Origin of the sequence: Stenotrophomonas forensis (genome assembly GCF_028752115.1) — a bacterium.
Lineage (GTDB): Bacteria > Pseudomonadota > Gammaproteobacteria > Xanthomonadales > Xanthomonadaceae > Stenotrophomonas > Stenotrophomonas forensis.
Map to the genome: position 1 here is coordinate 519,808 of NZ_CP082270.1, position 23,589 is coordinate 543,396.

A 23,589-nucleotide genomic window follows, 5' to 3' on the forward strand; every position below is an offset into this window, starting at 1 on the left:
GTCCCTCGATAGCCCCCCGCGCAGCGGGAAGCACAACAAACCCTCAGCTGGGATCAGCCGGCGCGACCGCCGCCGTTGCCACCCTGGCCGCGGCCACGGCCGCCACCATTGCCGCCACCACCACGACGCTGGCCCGCGCCCGCACCGGCACGCTGCTGGCCATTGCCACCGCCCTCGCGACGGCCGCCGCCGGACTTCTTCGGGCCGGCATGCGCATGGCGCGGTGCATCACCGTGCGGACGGCGCGCGTGGTTCTTGCGCGGTGCGCGCTCGCCGGTATCGTGCTCGGCCTTGCCCGGTGCACTGTTGCCCCAGCGGATCGGCGTCTGCAGCTCGAAGCCCGGCACATCGCGGATGTCCATGTCGCGGCCCAGCAGGCGCACGATCGCGCGCAGCAGCTTCACTTCATCCTGCGCCACCAGCGAAATCGCCTGGCCGGTGGCACCGTTGCGGCCGGTACGGCCGATGCGGTGCACGTAATCCTCGGCCACCATCGGCAGGTCGAAGTTGATCACCTTCGGCAGCTCGTTGATGTCGATGCCACGCGCGGCGATGTCGGTGGCCACCAGCACGGTCACGCGGCCCGCCTTGAAGTCGCCCAGCGCACGCAGGCGCTGGCCCTGGCTCTTGTTGCCGTGGATCGCCGCGGTCTTGATGCCCGACTTTTCCAGGAACGTGGCCAGCTTGTCGCTGCCATGCTTGGTGCGAGCGAAGACCAGGGTCTGCTCGCGGCTGTCCTGCGCCAGCAGGTGCAGCAGCAGGTCGCGCTTGCGGCCGGCATCGACCGGGTGCACGCGGTGGGTGATGGTTTCGGCCACGGTGTTCTTCGGCGTCACCTGGATCTGTTCCGGGTTGCGCATGAACTCCAGCGCCAGCTGGCGGATGTTGTCCTCGAAGGTGGCCGAGAACAGCAGGGTCTGGCGGTTCTGCTTCGGCAGCTTGGCCAGGATGCGCTTGATCGACGGCAGGAAGCCCATGTCGAGCATGCGGTCGGCTTCGTCCAGCACCAGCAGTTCAATGCCGGACAGGTCGATGCTGCGACGCTCCAGGTGGTCGATCAGGCGGCCCGGGCAGGCCACCAGCAGGTCCACGCCGCGGCGCAGGATGTCCAGCTGGTTGCCCATGCCGACGCCGCCGTAGATGCAGGCGCTGGGGATACGCAGGTACTTGCTGTAGCCGCGCAGGCTGTCATGCACCTGGGTGGCCAGTTCGCGGGTCGGGGCCAGGATCAGCGCGCGCGGCTTGCGCGGGCCGCTGCGCACTTCCTGCGAGGCGGTGCCCAGGTGCTGCAGCAGCGGCAGGCCGAAGGCGGCGGTCTTGCCGGTGCCGGTCTGAGCGCCGGCCAGCAGGTCGCGACCGGCCAGCGCCAGCGGGATCGCCTGCTGCTGGATCGGGGTCGGGTTTTCGTAGCCCTGCTCGGCGAGCGCACGCAGCAGGAAGGGCGCCAGGCCCAGCGATTCAAAAGACATTGAGTTTGCTCCAAGTACAAGAAACGCCTGTCCGACTGGACAGACGGGGGCAGATCAAACTGATCGGCTGACTCGGAGCGTTCCCGTGAACCGCGCTGCGAGAATTGGGTGCAGCCGGCACGAAGCGCAGGCTGGAATGCGTGACGAACGGCGTCGGAGTGGGGGCGGGCGAAGAGGGCGGACCCAGATCGCCGGCGATCCCGGAGGGAAACGGACGGCCGCTGCAGACCCCGCAAGTCTAAACGATGTTTGAGACTTCGCGCAAAAAGGCCTGTTCAGGTAGGGGTTCTGCCTGCAGGGCTGCGCCCTGCACCCGCAGAGGCCAGAGCCATGGCCGGAGCAAGATCAAAAGCCGGGTTCCTGTGGGTTGGCGGGGTGGGTCCGGTGGCAGGGGGCGCCGTAAATACGTCCATGTAGGCTCGGTCGCGGCATCCATGCCGCTCACGCCCCTGCCACCGGACCCACCCCGCCTTGGACAGTTTTCCGCGATCTGTCAGATCTCATTCGATTTGTCTCGATATCTGATGGATTTCGACGATGAATGACGTGGATGTTCGATCCGTCATCGGGAAATTGTCGGGGGTGGGGCGGTGTGGGTGGGCAGGACCGTTGGCGCCATGGATGGCGCCATCGAGCCCCCATGGATGGGTTTACGGCGTGTCCTGCCCACCCACACCACCCCGCCCAACCAGCAGAAAACCAGAGCCGTTTTTGACGTTGAAGTTGCCGTTGCCGTTGCATTGAGCAGGTGCAGGGCTGCAAGCCCTGCCGAACCCCCTCCTGCGGTAGGGTGGGCCGATGCCGCGCTGCAGCTTGGCGCCGCCGCATATTTGATTACACTTGAAACTTGTTTGCCCATGACTCCGGACACCCACCCATGAAGCTTGGTTCTTTGAAGGAAGGCGGCCGCGACGGCACCCTGATCGTCGTCTCGCGTGACCTGCGCCACGGCGTGCGCGCTACCGGCATTGCCGCCACCCTGCAGCAGGCCCTGGAAGACTGGAGCCACATCGCGCCGCGCCTGAACGCCCTGTATGAATCGCTCAACGCCGGCGATGCCGACGGCGTGTTCGACCTCGACCCGCAGGCGCTGGCCGCGCCGATGCCGCGCGCCTATGAGTTCGTCGACGGCAGCGCCTACCTTCCGCACGTCGAGCGCGTGCGCCGTGCCCGTGGCGCCGAGGTGCCGGAGAGCTTCTACACCGATCCGCTGATGTACCAGGCCACCAGCGCAGGCTTCTACGGCCCGCGTGACGCGGTCAAGGTGGTCAGCGAGGACTACGGCATCGACCTGGAAGCGGAGATCGTGGTCATCACCGACGACGTGCCGATGGCGGCAACGCCGGAACAGGCGGCGGGCCATATCCAGCTGGTCGGTCTGGTCAACGACGTCTCGCTGCGCAACCTGATTCCGGGCGAACTGGCCAAGGGCTTTGGCTTCCTGCAGTCCAAGCCGCGCTCGGCGCTCTCGCCGGTGTTTGTCACCCCCGATGAGCTGGGCGCCGCCTGGCAGGACAGCAAGGTGCACCTGCCGCTGCTGACCCATATCAACGGGACGTGGTTCGGCGCGCCGGAAGCGGGCGTGGACATGCAGTTCAACTTCGCCCAGCTGGTCGCGCATGCGGCCAAGACCCGTCCGCTCGGCGCCGGCACCATCGTCGGCTCGGGCACCATCGCCAACGAGGACACCAGCAAGGGCGCCTCGTGCTTCGCAGAGCAGCGCGTGGTCGAGACCCTGCGCGACGGCAAGCCGAGCACGCCGTTCATGTCCTTTGGTGACGTGGTCCGTATCGAGATGCTCGATGCCGCCGGCAACAGCATCTTCGGTGCGATCGAGCAGCGCATCGAGCAGGCGGCCAAGCCCTGAGCATGGAGGCGGCAATGGAGATCCCGGTCGACGACGGCATCGTGCTGTACACCTACTGGCGATCCAGCGCCGCCTACCGCGTGCGCATCGCGCTCGAGCTGAAGGGCCTGGCCTGGGACGCACGGCCGGTGCACCTGGTGCGCGAGGGCGGCGAGCAGCACCTCGACGCCTATCGCGCGCTGAATCCGCAGCAGCTGGTGCCCACCCTGCTGCATGACGGGCACACGCTGACCCAGTCGTTGGCGATCGTCGAGTATCTGGACGAGCGTTTCCCGCAGGTGCCGCTGCTGCCGGCCGACGCCGCCGGCCGCGCGCGGGTGCGTGCGCTGGCCCAGCTGGTGGCCTGCGATATCCATCCGATCAACAACCTGCGGGTGATGCAGTACCTGGAGCGCAACCTGCAGCTGCCGGCCGATGCCCGCACGCAGTGGACCCTGCACTGGATCGCTGAAGGCCTGGCTGCCATGGAAGCGATGCTGGCCAGCAGTCGCGACACCGGCACCTTCTGCCACGGCGACCGCCCGGGCCTGGCCGACCTCTGCCTGCTGCCGCAGCTGTACAACGCCCACCGCTTCGGCCTGGACCTGACGCCGTACCCGACCCTGCTCCGTATCGAAGCGGCCTGCCAGGCGCTGGACGCCTTCGACCGCGCCCGCCCGCAAAACCAGCCCGACGCCGCCTGAAAGAAAAAAAGGGGACGGAGGGGATTAAGTCGTTTGTGGCACAAACGACTTAATCCCCTCCGTCCCCTTTCTGCAGCAGCTGGGCCAGGTCATCGCGGAACAGGCGATAGGCCTTCTCGCGGCGTACGACATCGCCCTGCCGCAGCACCCACGCCGGGTGCACGGTGGCGTAGCCGCGGGTGCCGTCCTCCAGTGTGTGCCAGCGTCCACGGTCGCGCGACAGATTGAAGTCACGGCCAAATACCGAGGCTGCCGCGGTTGCGCCCAGGCAGACGATGACCTGCGGCCGCACCCGCGCGATCTCGCCCATCAGCCACGGCCGGCAGGCCTGGATGTGGCGGCTTTCCGGACGCTTGTGCAGCCGGGTCCTGCCGCGGCGCTCATGGTGGAAGTGCTTCACCGCGTTGGTCAGGTACAGCGCGGCGCGGTCGATACCCAGCTCGGCCAGTGCGCGGTCCAGCAGTTGCCCGGCCGGGCCGGCGAAGGGCTGGCCACGCAGATCCTCGGTATCGCCAGGCTGTTCCCCCACCAGCATCACGCCGGCATCGGCCGGCCCCTGGCCGAACACCGTCTGCGTCGCGGTCTCCCACAGTGGGCACTGGCGGCAGGCGCTGGCCTGTTGCCGCAGAGTCTGCAGGCTGCGGGTATCGGTAGCCGATGTCGCCACCTCTTCACGCATGGGAATCCTGCGCTGCGGCGCCTGTGCGGGACGATCATGCATTTCCTGCACGCGATCGCCTGCATCGCGCACCAGGCGCGGCAGCAACTGCGCCTCCGGCAGATGCCGCCAGTACTTCGCCGGCATCTCCTGCATCATCATCCGCGTATTGAGCCGGGCCGGATTGAAGATGCTGGCGTAGTAGGTCTGCCACAGGGCCTCCCGCGCATCCTCGGCCGGAGCGTCCTCACGCCGTGCCCCTGGGCCAAAGGCAAGCGCCTGCCCATCCCACGCGACGCTGCGCGAGGGTGTCAGGATGGCCCAGCGCATGCCGGTGAAGCGACGCGCGAAGAACGGTGCCACCCGATCGACGATGTGGTGCTGGGGTTCGAACCACGCGATGAACGCCTCGGGCTGGCCCGGAACCTCGCGAAAGCGCACGAATGCCTTCATCTTGTGCGTGTCACGGCGGACGGCCTGGGCCAGTGCCATCGCACGCAGCACATCGGCATCGGCGGGGTTGGTCAGCACCGCACGTTCGCCATGGGTGATCCGCCATAGCAGCCGATACAGCAGTGACAGGCGCTGCGGCTCGCGATGGCACAGGCAGGTGGCGGCCAGGTCGAGGAATTCGCGCGGGACGTTGGGAGCGGTTGCACCTGCCGGCGCCGCTGCCTGCTGCACCAGCGGCGCATCCAGCAGCGACGCTTCGCTGCCTTCGAGCCAGTCCAGCTGCTCGGGCGGCACGCCGCGCAGCAACGCATCACGCGCGCCGTCGCGCCAGGCCTGCAGTGACCAGGCCGGGTCCACCCGCTGCGACCAGCGCTGCGCGTCAGGCTGCCGGCGGTGCATCGAACAGCGATCCCTGGCGCGGAGGTGGGGCCAGCTGCGCACGCAGCGCGGCCGGATCATCCAGCGCCTTGCGCGGGTGATGGTCGGCCAGCAGCACGAACGGCAGCAGCTTGCTCATCGGCGCCTTCAGGCGGGCGATGTCGGCTACGCGCAGGCGCCCATGACGGCGCGCCATCAGCACGCGCTTTGCATTGCGCACCCCCAGGCCGGGCACCCGCAGCAGCATTTCCTTCGGGGCACGGTTCAGATCGACCGGAAAGCGTTCGGGATGGCGGATCGCCCAGGCCATCTTCGGATCGATATCCAGATCGAGCATCCCGCCTTGCGTGGTGTCGGTGATCTCGTCCACGCCATAGCCATAGAAGCGCAACAGCCAGTCGGCCTGGTACAGCCGGTGCTCGCGCTGTAGCGGCGGGGGTTGCAGGGGCAGTTGCCGGCTGGCATCGGGAATCGGGCTGAACGCGGAGTAGTAGACCCGGCGCATGCGGTAGTTGCCGTACAGGCTGTCGGCGCTGGTCAGGATCTGCTGGTCACTGGCGCCATCGGCACCCACGATCATCTGTGTGCTCTGGCCTGCCGGTGCGAAACGCGGCTGCTTCGGCCGCGCGCTGCGGGTGACTGCCGGTGCCAGCACGGCCGGTGCCTTGCGCGCCTCCCTGGCTTCCTCGATCCGCCAGCGCAGCTCGCCCATCGCGCCACGGATCGAGTGCACGGTCTTCTCCGGCGCCAGTGCACTCAGGCCGGCCTCGGTGGGCAGCTCCACGTTGATGGACAGGCGGTCGGCGTGGCGCCCGGCACTGGCCAGCAGCTCGGGCGAGGCTTCGGGAATGGTCTTGAGGTGGATGTAGCCGGCGAATCGATGTTCCTCGCGCAGGCGCCGCGCCACCTCCACCATCTGTTCCATCGTGTAATCGGCATTGCGGATGATGCCGCTGGAGAGGAACAGCCCTTCGATGTAGTTGCGCTTGTAGAAATCCAGGGTGAGCGTGACCACCTCGTCCACGCTGAAACGCGCGCGGGCCACGTTGCTGGAAACGCGGTTCACGCAATAGGCACAGTCGTAGACGCAGAAGTTGGTCAGCAGGATCTTCAGCAGCGATACGCAGCGGCCATCCGGCGTATAGCTGTGGCAGATGCCCATGCCTTCGGTGCTGCCGATGCCGCCGCTGGCACGCGAATCACGCTTCCCCGAGCCGCTGGAGGCGCAGGACGCATCGTATTTGGCGGCATCGGCGAGGATGGCCAGCTTGCGGATGGTTTCCATTGAGGAAACCTACGGACGGGAGGTCTCATCGGATGAGACACCTCCTGAACCCTTCAGAAAAAGGGGACGGAGGGAATCAAGTCGTAAGTGCATTTACGACTTGATTCCCTCCGTCCCCTTTTTCTAGAAGCCGTGGGTGATGCTGGGTGCGCCGGCCGAGAAATCCGCGTACGGGTCGTGTTCGCCGCTGCTGCCTTCGGACAGGCGGAACTTCAGCGCAAGGCCATCGCGTGAGTCGGCCGCGCGCAGCGCCTCCTCCTGATCGATGACGCCGGCCTTGGCCAGCCGGAACAGGCACTGGTCGAAGCTCTCCATACCTTCTTCCAGCGAGCCTTCCATCGCCGCCTTGATCTCGTGCACCTGGCCGCGACGCAGCAGGTCGCGGATCATCGGCGTGTTGATCAGCACCTCGGTGGCCGGCAGGCGGCGACCCTCCTTGTTCTTCACCAGGCGCTGGCTGATCACCGCACGCAGGTTCAGCGCCAGGTTCATCAGCACGTTCTTGTGCGCGCTTTCCGGGAAGAAGTTGAGGATGCGCTCGATGGTCTGGTCGGCGTTGTTGGAGTGCAGGGTGGCCAGGCACAGGTGGCCGGTTTCGGCGAAGGCGATCGCCGCCTCCATCGTTTCCGCGTCCAGGATCTCGCCGATCAGGATCACGTCCGGGGCTTCACGCATCGCGTTCTTCAGCGCGTTGTGGAAAGCATGGGTGTCCAGCCCGACCTCGCGCTGGTTGACGATCGACATCTTGTGCTTGTGCAGGTACTCGATCGGGTCCTCGATGGTGAGGATATGCCCGGTGGTGGTGCTGTTGCGGTGGTCGATCATCGACGCCAGCGAGGTGGACTTGCCCGAGCCGGTGGACCCCACCACCAGCACCAGCCCGCGCGGGGTCATGATGACGTCCTTCAGCACCTGCGGCAGGTTCAGCTCCTCGATGCTCGGGATGCGGCTGCGGATGGCGCGGATGACCATGCCGACCTCGCCCCGCTGCTTGAACACGTTGACGCGGAAGCGCCCGGCATCGGGCAGGGCGATGGCCATGTTGAGCTCCAGCTCGCGCTCGAACTGCGGCACCTGGCCTTCATCCATCAGCGAGTAGGCGATCTTCTTGACCATGCCCGGCGGCAGGCCGGTATTGCCCAGCGGATAGAGCTTCCCCTCGATCTTGATGTAGACCGGTGCCCCGGTGGTCAGAAACATGTCCGAAGCGTTCTTTTCGGTCATCAGCTTCAGGAAGTAGCCGATATCCATTGCGAATTTTCCCCAACGAAACGGCCGACGCCCGTTGCCAGCACGGTGTCGGCTTGACGACAATGGCCGTGAACCGACAACCGGTACGGCCTCCCCAATGAAACGACTTAGCTTCGCACGAATGCGCCATGGCCTGTATGTGATGGCGTTTGCATTCGCACTGTCTGCCCCCGCCTGGGCGCAGGACGCCGCGCTGGAACTGGCGCAGGCCCGGCAGGCGGTGGACAAGGCCACCCAGGCCGATGCCGACCAGTACGCCCCGGACCTGATCGGGCTGGCCCGCCAGGGGCTGGAGCAGGCCCAGCGCGCCGCCGGCGACCGCCGCGAGCGCAAGAACGCCCCGGCGATGGCCCTGCGTGCCGCCGCCGACGCCGACCTGGCCCGCGTCCGCAGCGAGGAAGCCACCGTCACCGCACAGCTGCAGCTGCGCCGCAACGAGGTCAACCAGCTGCAACGCCAGCTGTCGACCGGGGAGGACCGCCGGTGAAGCCGATGACTGCCGCAAGCCTGGCCGCGCTGCTGGCGCTGCCGACCCTGGCCGTGGCCGCCGACAACCCGATGGTGGCGCAGCTGAGCCAGCGCCTGATGGCCATCCAGGCCAACCCCGACACCGCTGAGCTGGGCGCGTTCGAGCGCATGCAGGCCCAGCAGGCGATCGCCACCCTGGACAAGGCCAAGCGCCGCGACCAGGAACTGGCCACCTATCTGGCCGAGCGCCGGGTGGAGATCGCCGAGACTGCCGTGCGTACCGCGATGGCCGCGCGTGAGGTCGACCGCCTGGAACGTACCCGCAGCGATCTGCTGATCGAGGCCAGCCGCCGCGATGCGGCCCGCGCCCGCCAGGAAGCCGAGCAGCTGCGCATGCAGGCGCAGATGCAGGCCGAGGAGGCCGAGCGCCTGCGCCAGGCGGCCGAGGCCGAGACCCTGGCCCGCCAGGATGCCGAGAATGCGTTGACCAGCGTGGCCGGCAAGCAGCAGCAGCGCCTCAGCGCCGCCCAGCAGAACGCCGCCAAGCTGGCCCGCGAGGAAGCCGAGCTGGTGTCCGGGCAGAAGCTGCCGGGCTCGAAGTTCGATGGCCGCGGCGAAGTCTTCATCTTCAATGGTGATGCATTCGCGGCAGGTGCCTCCAGCCTGTCCGGCGACGCCCGCAACCAGGCCAAGGCACTGGCCGAGTACCTGAACATCGGCAAGAAGGGCCGCCTGCGCATCGAGGCCTACGACAGCGCCAATGGCGTGGGCCAGAAGCGGGCCGAAGCACTGCGTGACGCCCTGGTCGCGGCCGGGGTCGCCAGCAACCGGATCCAGGTCAGCGGCAAGAAGGCGGCCTCCACCCGGGCGCGCTCGGCCGAGGTCATCATCGCCCCGTAATTGATTGATATTGTTTGTTTTTCGTTGCGATGAGCATTCAGCCTGAACCCCGCCCCGGCGGGGTTCGGTCTTTTTGACGCAGGGGCTTGAACCCCGCCCGGAGCAGGCGTAGGGTCAATCGTCCGGGACGCAATGCCGCGGACCGGACGATGGGAGGGCCGGGCCGATGCAAGCAGGGCGCGAACCGCAGCAGATCGACGTGCGCAGGCCAGTGCCGCAGGTCGTTGCAGGCGTCCAGGTGGCCATCGACCGGCACTCCTCCATGAACAACGCCCCGTGCCTTGCGGCCGGGGCGTTCGTGTATCTGTCGAAGGAGGTCCATCATGTTTGAAGATCAGCCCCAGAGCGAGATCGACGCACGTCGCGCGCGTGATCCGGAGTTCAGGGCACTCCATGACCAGCACCGCAAGTTGAACAAGAAGTGCATGGACGCGGAGTTGGGTGTACTCCCGATCGATGATGTCACCCTGGGTCGCATGAAGCGCGAGAAGCTGCTGGCCAAGCAACGACTTCTGCGAATGTACGAAACACCGCTCCCGATGACGTCCCCCACGCTTTGACGCACCCCGTCGCGCCCGGAACGGCGTGACCCCGGCCAGTGATGGCCCCGCCGGGCGCTCCTGCCCCGGCATCGCGGCACCGTCGATGAGGCGGCCGCGCCAAGGCACCACAGGCGGTGGTGCCTTGGCCTGCAGGCACAACTCACCGATGCGGGCGGTACCGGTCTCCTCGTCGATCCGGGGCCGCCCGCATCTCTTTCAGGGCGGGCGTCCGGGTAGGTCGATTCCGACCTGACATTCAACGCCATCCGGCGGATAATCATCGGTCCTGCCCCGTGCGGCGCGAACCGACAGCCCCCGAATGCCCATCCATTCTTCCGTCCTCGAACTCATCGGCCAGACCCCGATCGTCAAGGCCCAGCGCCTGGACACCGGCGTCTGCGAGCTCTATCTGAAGCTCGAGAGCGCCAACCCGGGCGGATCGATCAAGGATCGCATCGGCCTGTCGATGATCGAGGCGGCGGAACAGCGGGGAGATCTGAAGCCGGGCGCGACCCTGGTCGAGGGCACCGCCGGCAACACCGGCCTGGGCCTGGCGCTGGTCGCCCAGCAGAAGGGCTATAAGCTGATCCTGGTCGTTCCCGACAAGATGAGCCGCGAGAAGATCTTCAACCTGAAGGCGATGGGTGCCGAAGTGCGCCTGACCCGCTCGGACGTGGCCAAGGGCCACCCCGAGTACTACCAGGATCTGGCCAAGACCATCGCCGAGCAGACCCCGGGCGCCTATTTCATCAACCAGTTCGGCAACCCGGACAACCCGGCCGCGCACGAGTTCGGCACCGGCCCGGAGATCCTCGAGCAGATGGGCGGCGATCTGGACGCCATCGTGTTCGGCTGCGGCAGCTCCGGCACCATGACCGGCCTGTCGCGCGCGTTCGCCAAACTGTCGCCGAAGACCGAACTGGTGCTGGCCGATCCGGTCGGCTCGATCCTGGCCGAGTACATCAATGAGGGCAACCTCAACGACAAGTCGGGCAGCTGGCTGGTGGAAGGCATCGGCGAGGATTTCCTGCCGTCGATTTCCGACTTCAGCCGTGTCACCAAGGCCTATGCCATCAGCGACGCCGAGAGCTTCCACACCGCGCGTGAGCTGCTGGGCAAGGAAGGCATCCTGGGTGGCTCGTCCACCGGCACCCTGCTGGCCGCCGGCCTGAAGTACTGCCGCGAGCAGAGCACGCCGAAGAAGGTGCTGGTGCTGGTGCCGGACACCGGCAACAAGTACCTGTCGAAGATGTACAACGACTACTGGATGCTGGACAACGGCTTCCTGCAGCGCCCGCAGCACGGCGACCTGCGTGACCTGATCCTGCGCCCGTACGGCCAGCGCGACACCGTGGTGATCGGCCCGAACGACCTGCTGACCACCGCCTACCAGCGCATGAAGCTGTACGACGTCTCTCAGCTGCCGGTGATGGACGGCGACCAGCTGGTCGGCATCGTCGACGAAAGCGACGTGCTGCTGCACGTCTATGGCGATGAAGCGCGCTTCCGCGACACCGTCGCCACCGCGATGGTCAGCAAGCTGGACCGGCTGGACGTGAAGTCGCCGATCGAGGCCCTGCTGCCGGTGTTCGACCGTGGCCAGGTGGCGATCGTGATGGACGGCAACAGCTTCCTGGGCCTGATCACCCGCATCGATCTGCTGAACTATCTGCGCCGTCGCGTGCAGTAAGCCGAAGATTCCTGCAGATCGTCACAGATCGCCACTGAATTCCGGTTTATCTGCGTCAAAGGTCGTTAAGGCCTCGCTGATAGACTCCCGATCCTTTGACGGCGCCGCAGGTCGGCGCCATTCAGGAAACGACATGTCCCACTCCTCTTCGCCCGACCGTGCGCTGGCCCTGGCTACCCTGGCCATCCACGGCGGCCAGTCGCCGGACCCGAGCACCGGCGCGGTAATGCCGCCGATCTACGCCACCTCGACCTATGCCCAGTCCAGCCCGGGCGAGCACCAGGGTTTCGAGTACTCGCGTACCCACAACCCGACCCGCTTCGCCTACGAGCGCTGCGTGGCATCGCTGGAAGGCGGCACCCGCGGCTTCGCCTTCGCCTCGGGCATGGCGGCCAGCTCTACCGTGATCGAACTGCTGGATGCCGGCAGCCACGTGGTGGCGATGGATGACATCTATGGGGGCAGCTTCCGTCTGTTCGAGCGTGTGCGTCGGCGCACCGCCGGGCTGGATTTCAGCTTCGTCGACCTGACCGACCTGGATGCGTTCGAGGCATCGATCACGTCGAAGACGAAGATGGTCTGGATCGAGACCCCGACCAACCCGATGCTGAAGATCGTCGACATCGCCGCGGTCGTCGCCATCGCCAAGCGCCATGGCCTGATCGTGGTGGTCGACAACACCTTTGCTTCGCCGATGCTGCAGCGCCCGCTGGACCTGGGTGCCGACCTGGTCCTGCATTCGGCCACCAAGTACCTCAACGGCCACTCGGACATGGTCGGTGGCATGGTGGTGGTGGGTGACAACGCCGAGCTGGCCGAGCAGATGGCCTTCCTGCAGAACTCGGTGGGGGGCGTGCAGGGTCCGTTCGACAGCTTCCTGGCCCTGCGTGGCCTGAAGACCCTGCCGCTGCGCATGAAGGCGCACTGCGCCAACGCGATGGCGCTGGCACAGTGGCTGGAGAAGCACCCGGCGGTGGAGAAGGTGATCTATCCGGGCCTGCCGTCGCATCCGCAGCACGAACTCGCCGGCAAGCAGATGGCCGGCTATGGCGGCATCGTCTCGATCGTGCTCAAGGGCGGTTTCGAGGCGGCCAAGCGCTTTTGCGAGAAGACCGAGCTGTTCACCCTGGCCGAGTCGCTGGGCGGCGTGGAGAGCCTGGTCAACCACCCGGCGGTGATGACCCATGCCTCGATTCCGGTGGCGCGCCGCGAACAGCTGGGCATCAGTGATGCGCTGGTGCGGTTGAGCGTCGGTGTGGAGGACCTGGGGGACCTGCAGGTGGACCTGGAAAACGCATTGGATGCGGCTGCCCTCCGCGGTGCCTGACATGAGCCAGCCGACATACAGGATTCCCGCCGGCTACCGGTTGGTGCAGTGGGTGATCCGCCAGCAGTGGTTGAGAGCCGTGTACAGGCATGTGCCGTCCCGTCTGCGCGACAAGGTGGCTGGGCATCTGCTGGCCACGTCCAAGGAGGAGCACCATCATCGCTTCGAGGGCGAGGCGCGCTGGGCCGAGAGGCGGCACGCCGTGCCCGATGCGCCAGTGCATTTCTTCGGCGGGATGGACCCGGCGTGGAGCCGCCACGGCTGCAACATCTTCGCGTATCTGCGTGGGCAGTTCGGCCTGGCCGAGTGCGCGCGTCTGTATGCCCGCGCGCTGCTGGGCGCGCGTTATCCGGCTGCGCTTGTGGATGTCGACATCAATCTGCCGCATGGCTGGAACGACCACAGCCTTGACGAGTACATCGGAAACGATGCGCCGCATCGTGTCCATCTGATCTTCGTCAATCCCGACTTCCTTGATGCCGCGATCGAACAGATCGGCAGGGCACGACTGCAGGGTGGCTACATCATCGCCTGCTGGTTCTGGGAGCTGGAGCAGGTTCCTGATTCCTGGCTGCCTGCCATCAATCAGGTTGATGAGATCCTGGTCTCTTCACGTTACGTGGGTGACGCATTCGCCCGTGTCACCAGCAAGCCCATCCTGTGCGTTCCGCTGCCGCTGAGCGAAGTGGGAGACAGTGGACTGCAGCGACAGGACTTCGGAATCGCCGAGAAGGACTTCGTCTTCCTCACCTCGTTCGACTTCAACTCGTTCGTGCACCGCAAGAATCCCTTCGCGACCGTGCGGGCCTTCCAGCAGGCCTTCCCGCGTGATCGGCGTGGCGTGCAGCTGATCATCAAGACCAGCAACGGCTATCGCCGTCCTGAGCGGCTCCAGCTCCTTCTGGAGGCCGTCAAGGATGATCCGCGGATCGTTGTGCGCGACCACGTGCTCGATCGTGCCGATGTGCAGGCGCTCCAGCGCTGTGCTGATGTGTATGTGTCGCTGCACCATGCCGAGGGGTTCGGCCTGGGGCTGGCCGAGTGCATGGCGCAGGGCAAACCGGTGATCGGTACCGGCTGGTCGGGCAACATGGAGTTCATGGATGCCGGGAACAGTGCACTTGTCGGCTACACGCTGGTGCCGGTGCTGGAAGGCGAGTACGCGCACCACGAAGGACAGCGCTGGGCTGCCGCGGACGTGGAGGAGGCGGCGCACTGGATGCGCCGGCTGGCCGACGAGCCGGGGCTGGCCCAGGCGATGGGCGAACGTGCCCGCCAATCGGTGCTGCAGACCCTTTCTCCCGAGCGTGCAGCAGCTGCGCTGATCAACCGTATTGAACAGATCCATCAGCAGCGCGGATTGACCTCCGCTGCGCTGCCCATGCAGGAAGTACAGGACTGATGCACAGCTACTCGTCAACCTTCAAAGATCTCCTTGATGGCATCAGGGGGGCCAAAGTTCCGCTCTACATCGCCAAGGGTGATATCACCGCGCGCTACCGTCGCAGCGTGCTCGGGCCGTTCTGGCAGTCGCTGGCCACCGCGCTGGGCGTGGTTGGCCTTGGCCTGTTGTGGAGCCAGCTCCTCAAGATAGACAAGCAGACGTTCATTCCGACGCTGACGGCGGGCCTGATCATCTGGCAGATGCTGTCGGGCATCCTGATCGAAAGCTGTGGCCTGTTCGTGCGGCAGGCGTCGATCATCCGCAACGTGGTGATGCCCTTGTCCGTGCACCCGTTGAGCGTTGTGATCCGCTATCTGGTCAACTTCGCCCACAGCCTGCTGGTGTTCGTGATCGTAGCGATCGTGATGAAGGTTGATGTCGGCTGGAACACGCTGCTGTTCATCCCGAACCTGGCCCTGGTCGTGGTCAACCTGCTGTGGCTCTCGTTCGTGTTCGGCGTGGCCGGCGCACGCTATCGTGATCTTGAATACGGCGTGGCTTCGATCATGCCGATGCTGTTCCTGGTCAGTCCGGTCATGTATCGCCTGGAATACCTGCCGTTCTCGTCGGTGATCCTCGAGTTCAACCCGTTCACCTACCTGATCGAGGCGTTGCGTGCCCCGATGCTGGGCCATGTCGCCAGCCTGCAGACCTACGCCGTACTCGCCGTCATGGCGATCGTCGGCTGGCTTCTGGCCTTCTGGATGCTGCACAAGGCCAAGCTTCGCCTGCCTTTCTGGATCTGATCATGACCGCCAAGCTCAATTTCGAGAACGTTACCCTCCGTTATCCCATCTACAACTCGCACAGCCTTTCACTGCGCCGGAACCTGGTGGGCATCGCCACCGGCGGCAAGTTGATGGCCGCTTCGGGCCAGGTCACCCAGGTCACGGCGCTGGACAATATTTCCTTCAGCCTGAAGCAGGGGGATGCGGTAGGCATTGTTGGCCACAATGGCGCGGGCAAGAGCACGCTGCTGCGCGCCATGGCCGGCATCTACACTCCGTTGGAGGGGCGCGTCGAGCGGGTCGGGCGGATTGCCACGATGCTGGAAGTTGGCGCGGGCATGGATCCGGAACTGTCCGGCTACGAGAACATCCGTCGCATGGGGATGATGCTGGGACTGTCCTTGAAGGAGGTCAACGAGCGGATCCCCGAGATCGAGGAGTTCACCGACCTCGGCGATTTCCTGCAGCTGGCCGTGCGCACCTATTCTGCGGGCATGGCCATGCGGCTGATGTTCGCGGTGGCCACCTGCACGACGCCCGATATCCTGCTGGTCGATGAGGTGTTTGACGTCGGTGACGAGGCGTTCAAGGATCGCGCCGCCAAGCGCATGCACGATTTCATCAAGTCGTCGCAGATCTTCTGCCTGGCTTCCCACTCGATGGACACCATCGCCAAGTACTGCAATCGTGCGTTCGTGCTCAACCACGGGACCTTGCGCGAAATCCCGATTTCACAGCTCACGTCGGAAGGATATGGCATTGAAAATCAAGCTGGGTAATGCTGTAAGCAGTGCTGCCGACAAGGCCGCGCAGTCGCGCGCGAGCGACGGTTTCCTGGCCCCGGGGGAGGAGCTGGTACTGAGCAGTTCCTCCTACGCGAGCATGGACGCGATCACGATGCGTGGTTTTGCCCTGCCCGAATCTGATGGAATCTGGTCCAGCGGGGCGATCAACACAATTGATGTGCGCCTGCGCGGAGTCGACGCCAGCCGCCGCTATCGAGTGATGATCAATGCCATCGCCTTCGAGGGCAGCGGGCATCGCGCGCTGGTCTCGATGCGAGTCAACGACGGGCCCGCCCACCAGGTATTGGCCAACAGCGTCGGCTGGTCCTCGATCGTGGCCGACTGGGAAGTGCAGGTTGTAGGCAAGATCCCGATGGTCCGTATCGAGTTCCAGGTCGCCAATCCGATGTCGCCTACCGCAATAGGCCTGGGCGACGACAACCGCCTGCTGGGATTCAAGGTGCGCTCGCTGCAGTTGCTTGATCTGGGCCCGGCCAGCACGGCGGTCGCAGCAACGCCTGTGGTCGTGGAGACAGTTGAAGTTGCCGACGTGCCGCAGGATGCCAATGCGGGTGTCGTCGGGGTCTTCGCCCAGTCACCGACCGAGACCATCCGTGCACTTGCCAAGCGCGGCCCTATTCTGCGCATGCTGTTGCTGGACAAGAATCCCGTGGTTCGCGTGGTGCGCTGGATGCGCCGGGTCAGCCGCAACATGGAGGAGATGCGTCGCCAGCTGGACCTGATCCGAATCGATTCGGCGCGTCAGACGCGTGAGCTTGGCGAACGCGTGGACAACATCGAGATCGACGCCCGTGTGCAGGAGCGCGAACGTCGTCGTGCCGGTTCCAACGTTGATGCGATCATCGAGCAGCTGGAGCTGAATCATGCTCGTCTGCTGGCCATCGAGGAGTCGGCGCAGGAGGTCGGTCGCATGCATGAGCAGCGCCGCGACGAGCACGCTGACAGTCTGGAAAGCATTCTCGCTACCACCGATGGCCTCGGTCGCGACGTGGCGGCGGTGCTGGACACGCTCAATACCACCCTGTCCGAGTCGATGCGGATGCTGCGTGAATTCGAGAGCGTCGACAACAAGCTGGCGGGAATGGATCGCGCCCTGCGACTGGTGCAGATCCAGGGAGAAGAACATGCGCGGCATGCGATTTCCGGCATCCGCGAGCTGCGTGAGCAGCTGCACCTGTCCCTGCAGCAGCAGCAGGTCCGCTCGGAAGAGGCACAGGCCGGCATTGAGTCGAGTCTGCAGGGCATGATCGAGCGGCAGTGGTCGGAGTCAGATGAGCTGCGTCAGCACATGCAGTCCACCTTGCAGCTGCTGGAGAAAAGGCACCAGGTTGAGCGCGAGGAGCTGAAGCAGCAGGTTCAGGAAATCCTGAGCGAAGGCGCGCGCTCGCTTGACGTGCGCAACAATGTCGATGCCGAGGTGTTGCGTCACCACGTGCTGCGCCTGCATGAGCGCCTGGATCATCTGTCGGTGGTCAAGCCGGGTGCGGGGGGCTCGATCGTGGTCGCCGACCGTGCAGTGTCGGAGCAGGCACTGCAATTGATCGCCCTGCTGCATCAGAAGCTGGACAACAGTGCGCTCGAGACCGGCCAGGTACTCGAGCTGCTGGTCGCCATCAGGGATCGGGTTGAGGCCCAGAGGCTGACGCTGTCCAGTGCCGCCGGCCGTTGGGCCGGGGCTGCCCAGCGACGCGTGCTGCGCCGCCATGATGGCTGGTTGATAAACGTCGAGTTCGGCACGTTCTCCTGCAGCGAGAGTGACGACCTGCTGGCGATGTACCTGCTGGAAAGTGGTGACGTCGAGCGCGGTCTGCGGCTGTTCCTGCAGCATGCGCTGAAGCCGGGTGATGTGTTCCTTGATGCCGGTGCCAACATCGGCCTGCATACGGTGGCCGCCGCCCACGTGGTGGGGCCGTCAGGCAGGGTCTACGCCGCCGAGGCGATGCCGCGAACCCTGCAGCACCTGCGTGCCTCGCTGAGGCTGAGTGCGGTTGAGGACCGTGTTGAAGTGCTGCCGGTGGCGTTGGGGTCCTGCGACGAGGATGGGCGTGAGTTCCATATCGGCGCGGTGGCTGGGCACAGCTCTCTGTATCCGATCGACACAGAGGTTGAAGTGCTGCGGGTCGACGTGAGGACGGTGGACGGATTGCTCGGCGGCACCCGGGTGGCACTGGCCAAGATCGACGTCGAGGGTGCCGAACTTGAGGTACTGGCGGGCATGCGTGGACTGCTGGCCGCCAACCCCGACATGGGCGTGATAGCCGAGTACGCCGTCTCGCACCTGGCGCGTGTTGGGACCAGCGAGGCGGAATGGGAGGCGTTCCGTGCCGAGCACGCCTTCGATCTTTACCGGATCGACGATCTGACTGGCGCTTGCGTGCCGCTGGCCGGCTTCTCGGCGCTGCGCGAGCATGCAAGCTCGAACGTCCTGCTGTGCCAGCCGGGGAGCTTGCTGCCCGGCGCTGTTGCTGCTGGAGGCGCTGAATGAGCAGGGTCGCCGTTGTCGGCGCAGGTGGGCACGCCAAGGTGATCATCGATCTGCTGCGTGGCGGTGGTCACGAGGTGGTTGCCTGCCTGGACGCGGGGCGCGTTGGCCAGGTCGTCAATGGCGTCCCGGTCCTGGGGGATGAGCGCGTGCAGTTGCCGCTCCTCAAGGATCAGGGTGTGGATGCGGTCTTCGTCGCCCTGGGGGACAACCGGCTGCGCCGGAAGGTAGCGGCGGCGGTCACCGCAGCCGGCCTGGAAATGATCCCCGCCGTCGGCCGCTCTGCGGTGATCTCTCCCAGTGCCCGCATCGGCCAGGGTTGCGCCATCATGGAAGGGGCAATACTGAATGCGGATGTCGTAGTTCACGATTTTGCTATAATTAATACAAATGCGTCCGTCGACCACGATTGCGTGGTTGGCGCATTCGCCCATATCGCCCCAGGCAGTACCCTCGCCGGTGGCGTGGAGGTGGGTGCCAGCGTGTTTCTCGGAGCGGGTACTCGAGTGATTCCGGGGATCAAGATCGCGGATGGCGCCACTGTCGGCGCTGGCGGCGTCGTGGTCAGGGATATCGACTCAACCGGAACGTGGGTTGGCGTGCCGGCACGGCAAATCAAGATAAAGGACTGATCAATGTTGGCCTCAAAGCGGATTCCGGTAGCAGTTCCCAGCCTGTCGGGCAACGAAAAGAAGTATGTGGGACAGTGCCTAGATTCAACGTGGATCTCTTCGGCCGGCGAATTCATTGGTCGTTTCGAGCAGAGCTTTGCTGACTTCTGCGGCGTTCGCCATGCGGTAGCGATCAACAACGGCACCACCGCCATTCATCTCGCGCTGGTGGCGTTGGGTATCGGCGAAGGCGACGAAGTGCTGATCCCGACCCTGACCTACATCGCCACGGCCAATGCGGTTGCCTACTGCAACGCCAAGCCGATCCTGGTCGACTCCGAGCCCGGCACCATGAACATGGATCCGGCCAAGCTGGAAGCCCTGATCACGCCGCGTACCAAGGCGATCATCGTGGTGCACCTGTATGGCCATCCGACCAACATGGGGCCGGTCATGGACATCGCCCGCCGCCACAATCTCAAGGTCGTGGAGGACGCGGCAGAAGCACACGGCGCCGAGTACCTGGGCACGCGCGTGGGTGGCATCGGCGATTGCGCCACTTTCAGCTTCTTTGGCAACAAGATCATCACCACCGGTGAAGGTGGCATGGTGACCACCAATGATGATGAGCTGGCGGCCCGCCTGCGCCTGTACCGCGGGCAGGGCATGGACCCGAAGCGCCGCTACTGGTTCCCGGTGGTGGGTTTCAACTACCGCATGACCAATGTTGCTGCAGCGATCGGCGTGGCCCAGATGGAGCGTATCGACGAGGCACTGCAGGTGCGCCAGCGCGTTGCCGGCTGGTATGAGGCTGCTTTTGCGCAGCACGTGGATCTGGTCGAGCGTCCGGCCGTGGCCGAGTACGCGCACCATGTCTACTGGATGTACACCGTGCTGCTGACAGGCCTGAGTGAACAGCAGCGCGATGAAGTCATGCGCCTGATGGATGCCGATGGCATCGAAACGCGCCCGGTGTTCTACCCGATGCATGTGCTGCCGCCTTACCTCGAAGACGGGGCTGCCTACCCGGTCGCCAACGACCAGGCTGCGCGTGGCATCAACCTGCCGACGCACGCCGACCTCACTGAAGAGGACGTCGAGCGCGTCGTGGAAGCCCTGGTATCGGCCATCGGCCGCGTGAGCGCCTGACCTTGCGTATTGCCATCTGTTCGTCCTTTGTACCGTTCGTCAATGGTGGAGCGCGCTTCATCGTTGACTGGCTTGGAAGCCGTCTGCGCGAACATGGCCACCAGGTGGAGATCATCTACCTGCCGATGGTCGAGTCGCCGACTGAACTGCTGCAGCAGATGGCGGCCTATCGGATGATGGACCTCTCCGATTCGGTTGACCGGGTGATCACCACCCGGCCACCGGCGCACCTGATCCAGCACCCGAAGAAGGTGGCATGGTTCATTCATCATTTCCGCTTGTACTACGACATGTGGGACACGCCCTATCGCGAGTTCCCTGATGACGCCCGCCATCGCGCCCTGCGTGGCGCGCTGGTCAGGGCCGATACCACAGCACTGGCCGAGTCGCACCGGCTGTTCACCAACTCGCAGGTGGTGGCCGATCGTGTGAAGAGATACAACGGCCTGGATGCCGAAGTGCTGTATCCGCCATTGCTGGATGTCTCGCACTTCCGCGACGCGGGCCAGGGCGACGAGATCGTCTATGTCTGCCGGATGGAACGGCATAAGCGGCAGCATCTGCTGCTGGAAGCATTCAAGTACGTGACCACGCCGGTCAAGCTGCGCCTGTGCGGCACCAGCAGTGGCCCGGGCTACACCAATGGCCTGCGTGCCTTCATCGTTGCCGAAGGCCTGCAGAATCGCGTCACCTGCGTTGACCGTTGGATCACCGAGGAAGAGAAGGCGCAGTGGCTGTCCACCGCGCTGGCAGCGGCATACCTGCCGGAAGATGAGGATTCCTACGGCTATCCATCGCTGGAGGCAGCGCAGTCGTCGAAGCCGATCATCACCACCACCGATTCCGGTGGCGTGCTTGAGTTCGTCGAGCATGGTCGCAACGGCATGATCGCCGAGCCGGACCCCCGGGCGCTGGCCGAGGTCATCGATGCGCTGTGGATGGATCGCGAGCATACCCGCCGCATGGGCCAGGCGGCCAAGGTGCGTGTGCAGGAACTGAAGATCAACTGGGACCACGTCCTGGAGCGTTTGCTGTCATGAAGGTCCTGGTCGTCAACAACATGGTACCGGGCATGCGCGGTGGCGCAGAGGAACTGGCCGACCAGCTCGTCGTGAACCTGCGCCAGGCCGGTCATCAATCCGAGCTGTTGCGCATCCCGTTCACCTGGCACCCGCCCGAGCGGATCATCGGCGAGATGCTGATGTGCCGGAGCATGCGCCTGGTCAACGTCGATCGGGTAATCGCGATGAAGTTCCCCGCCTACCTGCTGCCTTTCAAGAACAAGGTGTTCTGGCTGGCACACCAGTACCGCCAGGCCTACGACATGTGGGATTCCGGCCATAGCAACATTCCGGACACCCCCGAGGGACGGCAGATCCGCGCTGCGATCACCGAGGCGGACAACGACGCGTTCTCGATGGCGCAGAGCGTCTATGCCGTGGGTCGCACTGTGCAGGACCGTCTGATGAACTACAACGGCATCCCCTCCGAGTTGATGCGCGCGCCGTTGAACGACCCCGAGCTGTTCACCGGAGGCAAGTACGGTGACTACATCTTCGCCGGCGGCCGCATCAATGCCGGCAAGCGTCAGCACCGTTTGGTCGAAGCTTTGGCCCAGACGCGTTCGCCGGTCAAGTTGATTATCGCCGGGCCAGCCGATACCCCGGAGGACGAACGGCGCCTTCGTGCCCTGGTCGAGAGCCACGGGCTGCAGGGGCGGGTGAAGCTGGACATCGGCTTCCATCCGCGGCAGGTGATCGCCGACTACGTCAATGGTGCGTTGGCCTGCGCCTATCTGCCGATGGCAGAGGATTCCTTCGGCTACGTCACCATGGAGGCCTGCCAGTCGCGAAAGGCGGTGATCACCGTCGACGATTCCGGCGACCTCACCGAGCTGGTCAAGCACGGGGCCAATGGCTGGGTGTGCGCTGACGACACCGGCGAAATCGCTGCGGCCATGACCGAGGCATTCGCCTCCCGTGCACAGACCCGCGAGCGCGGAGACAACGCATACGACAGCTGGACCCGCCTGGATATCAACTGGGCATCGACGGTGGAGAAACTGACGCGATGAAGATCGTCTGGGCCGGCCCCTATTGCGGACAGTCGGCGATCGCCCGTTTCAGTCTCCAGGTGGTCAATGCCCTGCGCGAGCTGGGCCATGAGGTCGCCATCTATCGCACCGAGACCGGCGAAGCAGCGTCCTATCCTGCACTGCCGGATACGACGGTGCTGCCCTCCGGCAGTGCGATGGAAGACGAATGGCTGCGCACGGCCGATCTGGTGTTCGCCAATGTCGGCGATCATTACGGCTTCCACGGTGGCATCTTCGAGCTGGCGCGCAAGCGCCAGTTCATCGGCATCATGCACGACTGGTTCGTGCTGAACCTGTTCTGGGGAATGCTGAGGGTCGAAGGGCGGCAGCAGGACGCGCCGCGCATTATTCAAGGCCTGTATGGTCAGGAGGCGGGCGAGCTGTGTGCCGCCGCTACTTCCGAAACCATCATGCAGGTGGCCGCCACGCATTTCCCCATGACAGAGTGGGCCGTGGCAGACATGCTTGGCTGCATCATCCACTCCGAGTTCTATCGCGCCAAGGTGCAGGCACGCTGCCCGGGCCCGGTGCACAAGCTGTCGTTGGCCTATCCGGCGCCGGACGTGAGGCAGGACCTGCGGTCGGCGGTGGATGATCACAGCCGCCTGCGGCTGTGCACGCTGGGTGTGGTCAATCCGAACAAGTGCGTTGACAAGGTCGTGCGCGCGTTGATGCGTGACCCCGGGCTGGCCGCACGCACCGAGTACCGCGTACTCGGCGGTGTCAGCGAGCAGGAGCGCAAGCGCTTGGAAGGCATCTGCGCCGAGGTCGGCTTCCGCGGGCTGGTGCTTGAGGGTCGGGTCAGCGATGAGCGCCTGCTGGAAGGCATGGCCGAAGCGGACGCGATCTGCTGTCTGCGCGATCCCGCGCTGGAAGGTGCGTCAGCATCGGCCATCGAAGGCATGCAGTCCGGGGTGCCAGTCATCGTGTCGGATGCCGGCTTCTATGCCGACCTTCCGGACGATTATGTGCTGAAGGTACCGCAGGGCGACTGTGAGGACGAACTGCTTGCGCGACTGCAGCTTGTTGATCGCGAACGCAGCGCGGGCCGGGATATGGGAGCCCGTGCCCGTGCCTGGGCACGCGATGAGTTCTCGGCCATTCACTACGCCAAGGGGCTTGACGCGTTGATCCCGGAGTTCATAGAAAGTGAACCCTACATTGCCGCTGCCAGGGCGCTGGGCCGCGAGCTGGGGCGGATGGGGATCCCCGGCAGCAGTCCCTCGGCAGGCAGGCTGGCTGGCATGCTCGACCGCATGTTCAGCCTCTGATACCGCTGCCTATCACGAAGCTCCATTCATTC

At 65.2% G+C, this 23,589-nt stretch carries 20 protein-coding genes; 16 read left to right on the forward strand and 4 right to left on the reverse strand.

Annotated elements, in window-relative coordinates:
• Nucleotides 1-53: 53 nt before the first annotated feature.
• A complete protein-coding gene (locus K5L94_RS02410; RefSeq protein WP_053448695.1) occupies nucleotides 54-1,469 on the reverse strand; it encodes a DEAD/DEAH box helicase in 1,416 nt (471 codons plus the stop codon).
• Between the two features lie 877 nt (nucleotides 1,470-2,346).
• Here K5L94_RS02410 and K5L94_RS02415 point away from each other — a divergent pair.
• Both K5L94_RS02415 and maiA read left to right on the forward strand, forming a co-directional pair.
• Nucleotides 2,347-3,336 carry a fumarylacetoacetate hydrolase family protein gene (locus K5L94_RS02415; RefSeq protein WP_049458252.1) on the forward strand — a complete coding sequence of 330 codons (990 nt, stop codon included), beginning with the start codon at nucleotides 2,347-2,349 and terminating at the stop codon, nucleotides 3,334-3,336.
• A 14-nt stretch (nucleotides 3,337-3,350) separates the two neighbouring features.
• Nucleotides 3,351-4,019 (forward strand): maleylacetoacetate isomerase, encoded by a 669-nt coding sequence (gene maiA, locus K5L94_RS02420; RefSeq protein ID WP_053448696.1) that lies wholly within the window; start codon nucleotides 3,351-3,353, stop codon nucleotides 4,017-4,019.
• A 49-nt stretch (nucleotides 4,020-4,068) separates the two neighbouring features.
• Here maiA and K5L94_RS02425 read toward each other — a convergent pair whose 3' ends face one another.
• From K5L94_RS02425 to K5L94_RS02435, 3 genes are all read right to left on the reverse strand, one after another.
• Entirely contained in the window at nucleotides 4,069-5,529 is a 1,461-nt protein-coding gene (locus K5L94_RS02425) for a UdgX family uracil-DNA binding protein (protein WP_053448697.1), read from the reverse strand.
• A complete protein-coding gene (locus K5L94_RS02430; RefSeq protein WP_053448698.1) occupies nucleotides 5,510-6,793 on the reverse strand; it encodes a putative DNA modification/repair radical SAM protein in 1,284 nt (427 codons plus the stop codon). The genes K5L94_RS02425 and K5L94_RS02430 overlap by 20 nt, the downstream gene beginning before the upstream one ends.
• A 123-nt stretch (nucleotides 6,794-6,916) precedes the next feature.
• Complete coding sequence (locus K5L94_RS02435) at nucleotides 6,917-8,044, reverse strand: PilT/PilU family type 4a pilus ATPase (RefSeq protein ID WP_004154068.1); 1,128 nt, start codon at nucleotides 8,042-8,044, stop codon at nucleotides 6,917-6,919.
• 121 nt (nucleotides 8,045-8,165) lie between these two features.
• Between K5L94_RS02435 and K5L94_RS02440 the strand changes: the two genes are divergently transcribed.
• The 14 genes from K5L94_RS02440 to K5L94_RS02505 all read left to right on the forward strand — a co-directional run bounded on the left by K5L94_RS02440 (nucleotide 8,166) and on the right by K5L94_RS02505 (nucleotide 23,557).
• Nucleotides 8,166-8,531, forward strand: coding sequence for a DUF4398 domain-containing protein (locus K5L94_RS02440; protein ID WP_005415160.1), 366 nt, complete (start codon nucleotides 8,166-8,168; stop codon nucleotides 8,529-8,531).
• The gene (locus K5L94_RS02445; RefSeq protein ID WP_274511938.1) at nucleotides 8,528-9,412 is read left to right on the forward strand and encodes an OmpA family protein; all 885 of its coding nucleotides are present in this window, start codon (nucleotides 8,528-8,530) and stop codon (nucleotides 9,410-9,412) included. The genes K5L94_RS02440 and K5L94_RS02445 overlap by 4 nt, the downstream gene beginning before the upstream one ends.
• A gap of 323 nt (nucleotides 9,413-9,735) precedes the next feature.
• Nucleotides 9,736-9,972, forward strand: coding sequence for an HP1242/YdcH family protein (locus K5L94_RS02450; protein WP_004154075.1), 237 nt, complete (start codon nucleotides 9,736-9,738; stop codon nucleotides 9,970-9,972).
• Between the two features lie 301 nt (nucleotides 9,973-10,273).
• Entirely contained in the window at nucleotides 10,274-11,644 is a 1,371-nt protein-coding gene (locus K5L94_RS02455; protein ID WP_053448700.1) for a pyridoxal-phosphate dependent enzyme, read from the forward strand.
• 133 nt (nucleotides 11,645-11,777) lie between these two features.
• Nucleotides 11,778-12,971 (forward strand): cystathionine gamma-synthase, encoded by a 1,194-nt coding sequence (locus K5L94_RS02460; RefSeq protein WP_274511939.1) that lies wholly within the window; start codon nucleotides 11,778-11,780, stop codon nucleotides 12,969-12,971.
• A 1-nt stretch (nucleotide 12,972) separates the two neighbouring features.
• Complete coding sequence (locus K5L94_RS02465) at nucleotides 12,973-14,373, forward strand: glycosyltransferase family 4 protein (protein WP_425507577.1); 1,401 nt, start codon at nucleotides 12,973-12,975, stop codon at nucleotides 14,371-14,373.
• Nucleotides 14,373-15,161, forward strand: coding sequence for an ABC transporter permease (locus K5L94_RS02470; RefSeq protein ID WP_053448702.1), 789 nt, complete (start codon nucleotides 14,373-14,375; stop codon nucleotides 15,159-15,161). The genes K5L94_RS02465 and K5L94_RS02470 overlap by 1 nt, the downstream gene beginning before the upstream one ends.
• Before the next feature lie 2 nt (nucleotides 15,162-15,163).
• Nucleotides 15,164-15,922: an ABC transporter ATP-binding protein gene (locus tag K5L94_RS02475; protein ID WP_053448703.1), complete on the forward strand. Its 759-nt coding sequence runs from the start codon at nucleotides 15,164-15,166 to the stop codon at nucleotides 15,920-15,922.
• On the forward strand, nucleotides 15,831-18,434 hold the full coding sequence (locus tag K5L94_RS02480; RefSeq protein ID WP_274511941.1) for an FkbM family methyltransferase: 2,604 nt from the start codon (nucleotides 15,831-15,833) through the stop codon (nucleotides 18,432-18,434). Before K5L94_RS02475 ends, K5L94_RS02480 begins: the two co-directional genes overlap by 92 nt.
• Nucleotides 18,431-19,063, forward strand: coding sequence for an acetyltransferase (locus tag K5L94_RS02485; RefSeq protein WP_180878795.1), 633 nt, complete (start codon nucleotides 18,431-18,433; stop codon nucleotides 19,061-19,063). Before K5L94_RS02480 ends, K5L94_RS02485 begins: the two co-directional genes overlap by 4 nt.
• A 3-nt stretch (nucleotides 19,064-19,066) precedes the next feature.
• Entirely contained in the window at nucleotides 19,067-20,191 is a 1,125-nt protein-coding gene (locus tag K5L94_RS02490; protein WP_053448706.1) for a DegT/DnrJ/EryC1/StrS family aminotransferase, read from the forward strand.
• Between the two features lie 2 nt (nucleotides 20,192-20,193).
• Nucleotides 20,194-21,231: a glycosyltransferase family 4 protein gene (locus tag K5L94_RS02495; RefSeq protein WP_180878794.1), complete on the forward strand. Its 1,038-nt coding sequence runs from the start codon at nucleotides 20,194-20,196 to the stop codon at nucleotides 21,229-21,231.
• Nucleotides 21,228-22,265 carry a glycosyltransferase family 4 protein gene (locus K5L94_RS02500; RefSeq protein ID WP_053448708.1) on the forward strand — a complete coding sequence of 346 codons (1,038 nt, stop codon included), beginning with the start codon at nucleotides 21,228-21,230 and terminating at the stop codon, nucleotides 22,263-22,265. The genes K5L94_RS02495 and K5L94_RS02500 overlap by 4 nt, the downstream gene beginning before the upstream one ends.
• Entirely contained in the window at nucleotides 22,262-23,557 is a 1,296-nt protein-coding gene (locus K5L94_RS02505; protein WP_053448709.1) for a glycosyltransferase family 4 protein, read from the forward strand. Before K5L94_RS02500 ends, K5L94_RS02505 begins: the two co-directional genes overlap by 4 nt.
• Nucleotides 23,558-23,589: the final 32 nt, after the last annotated feature.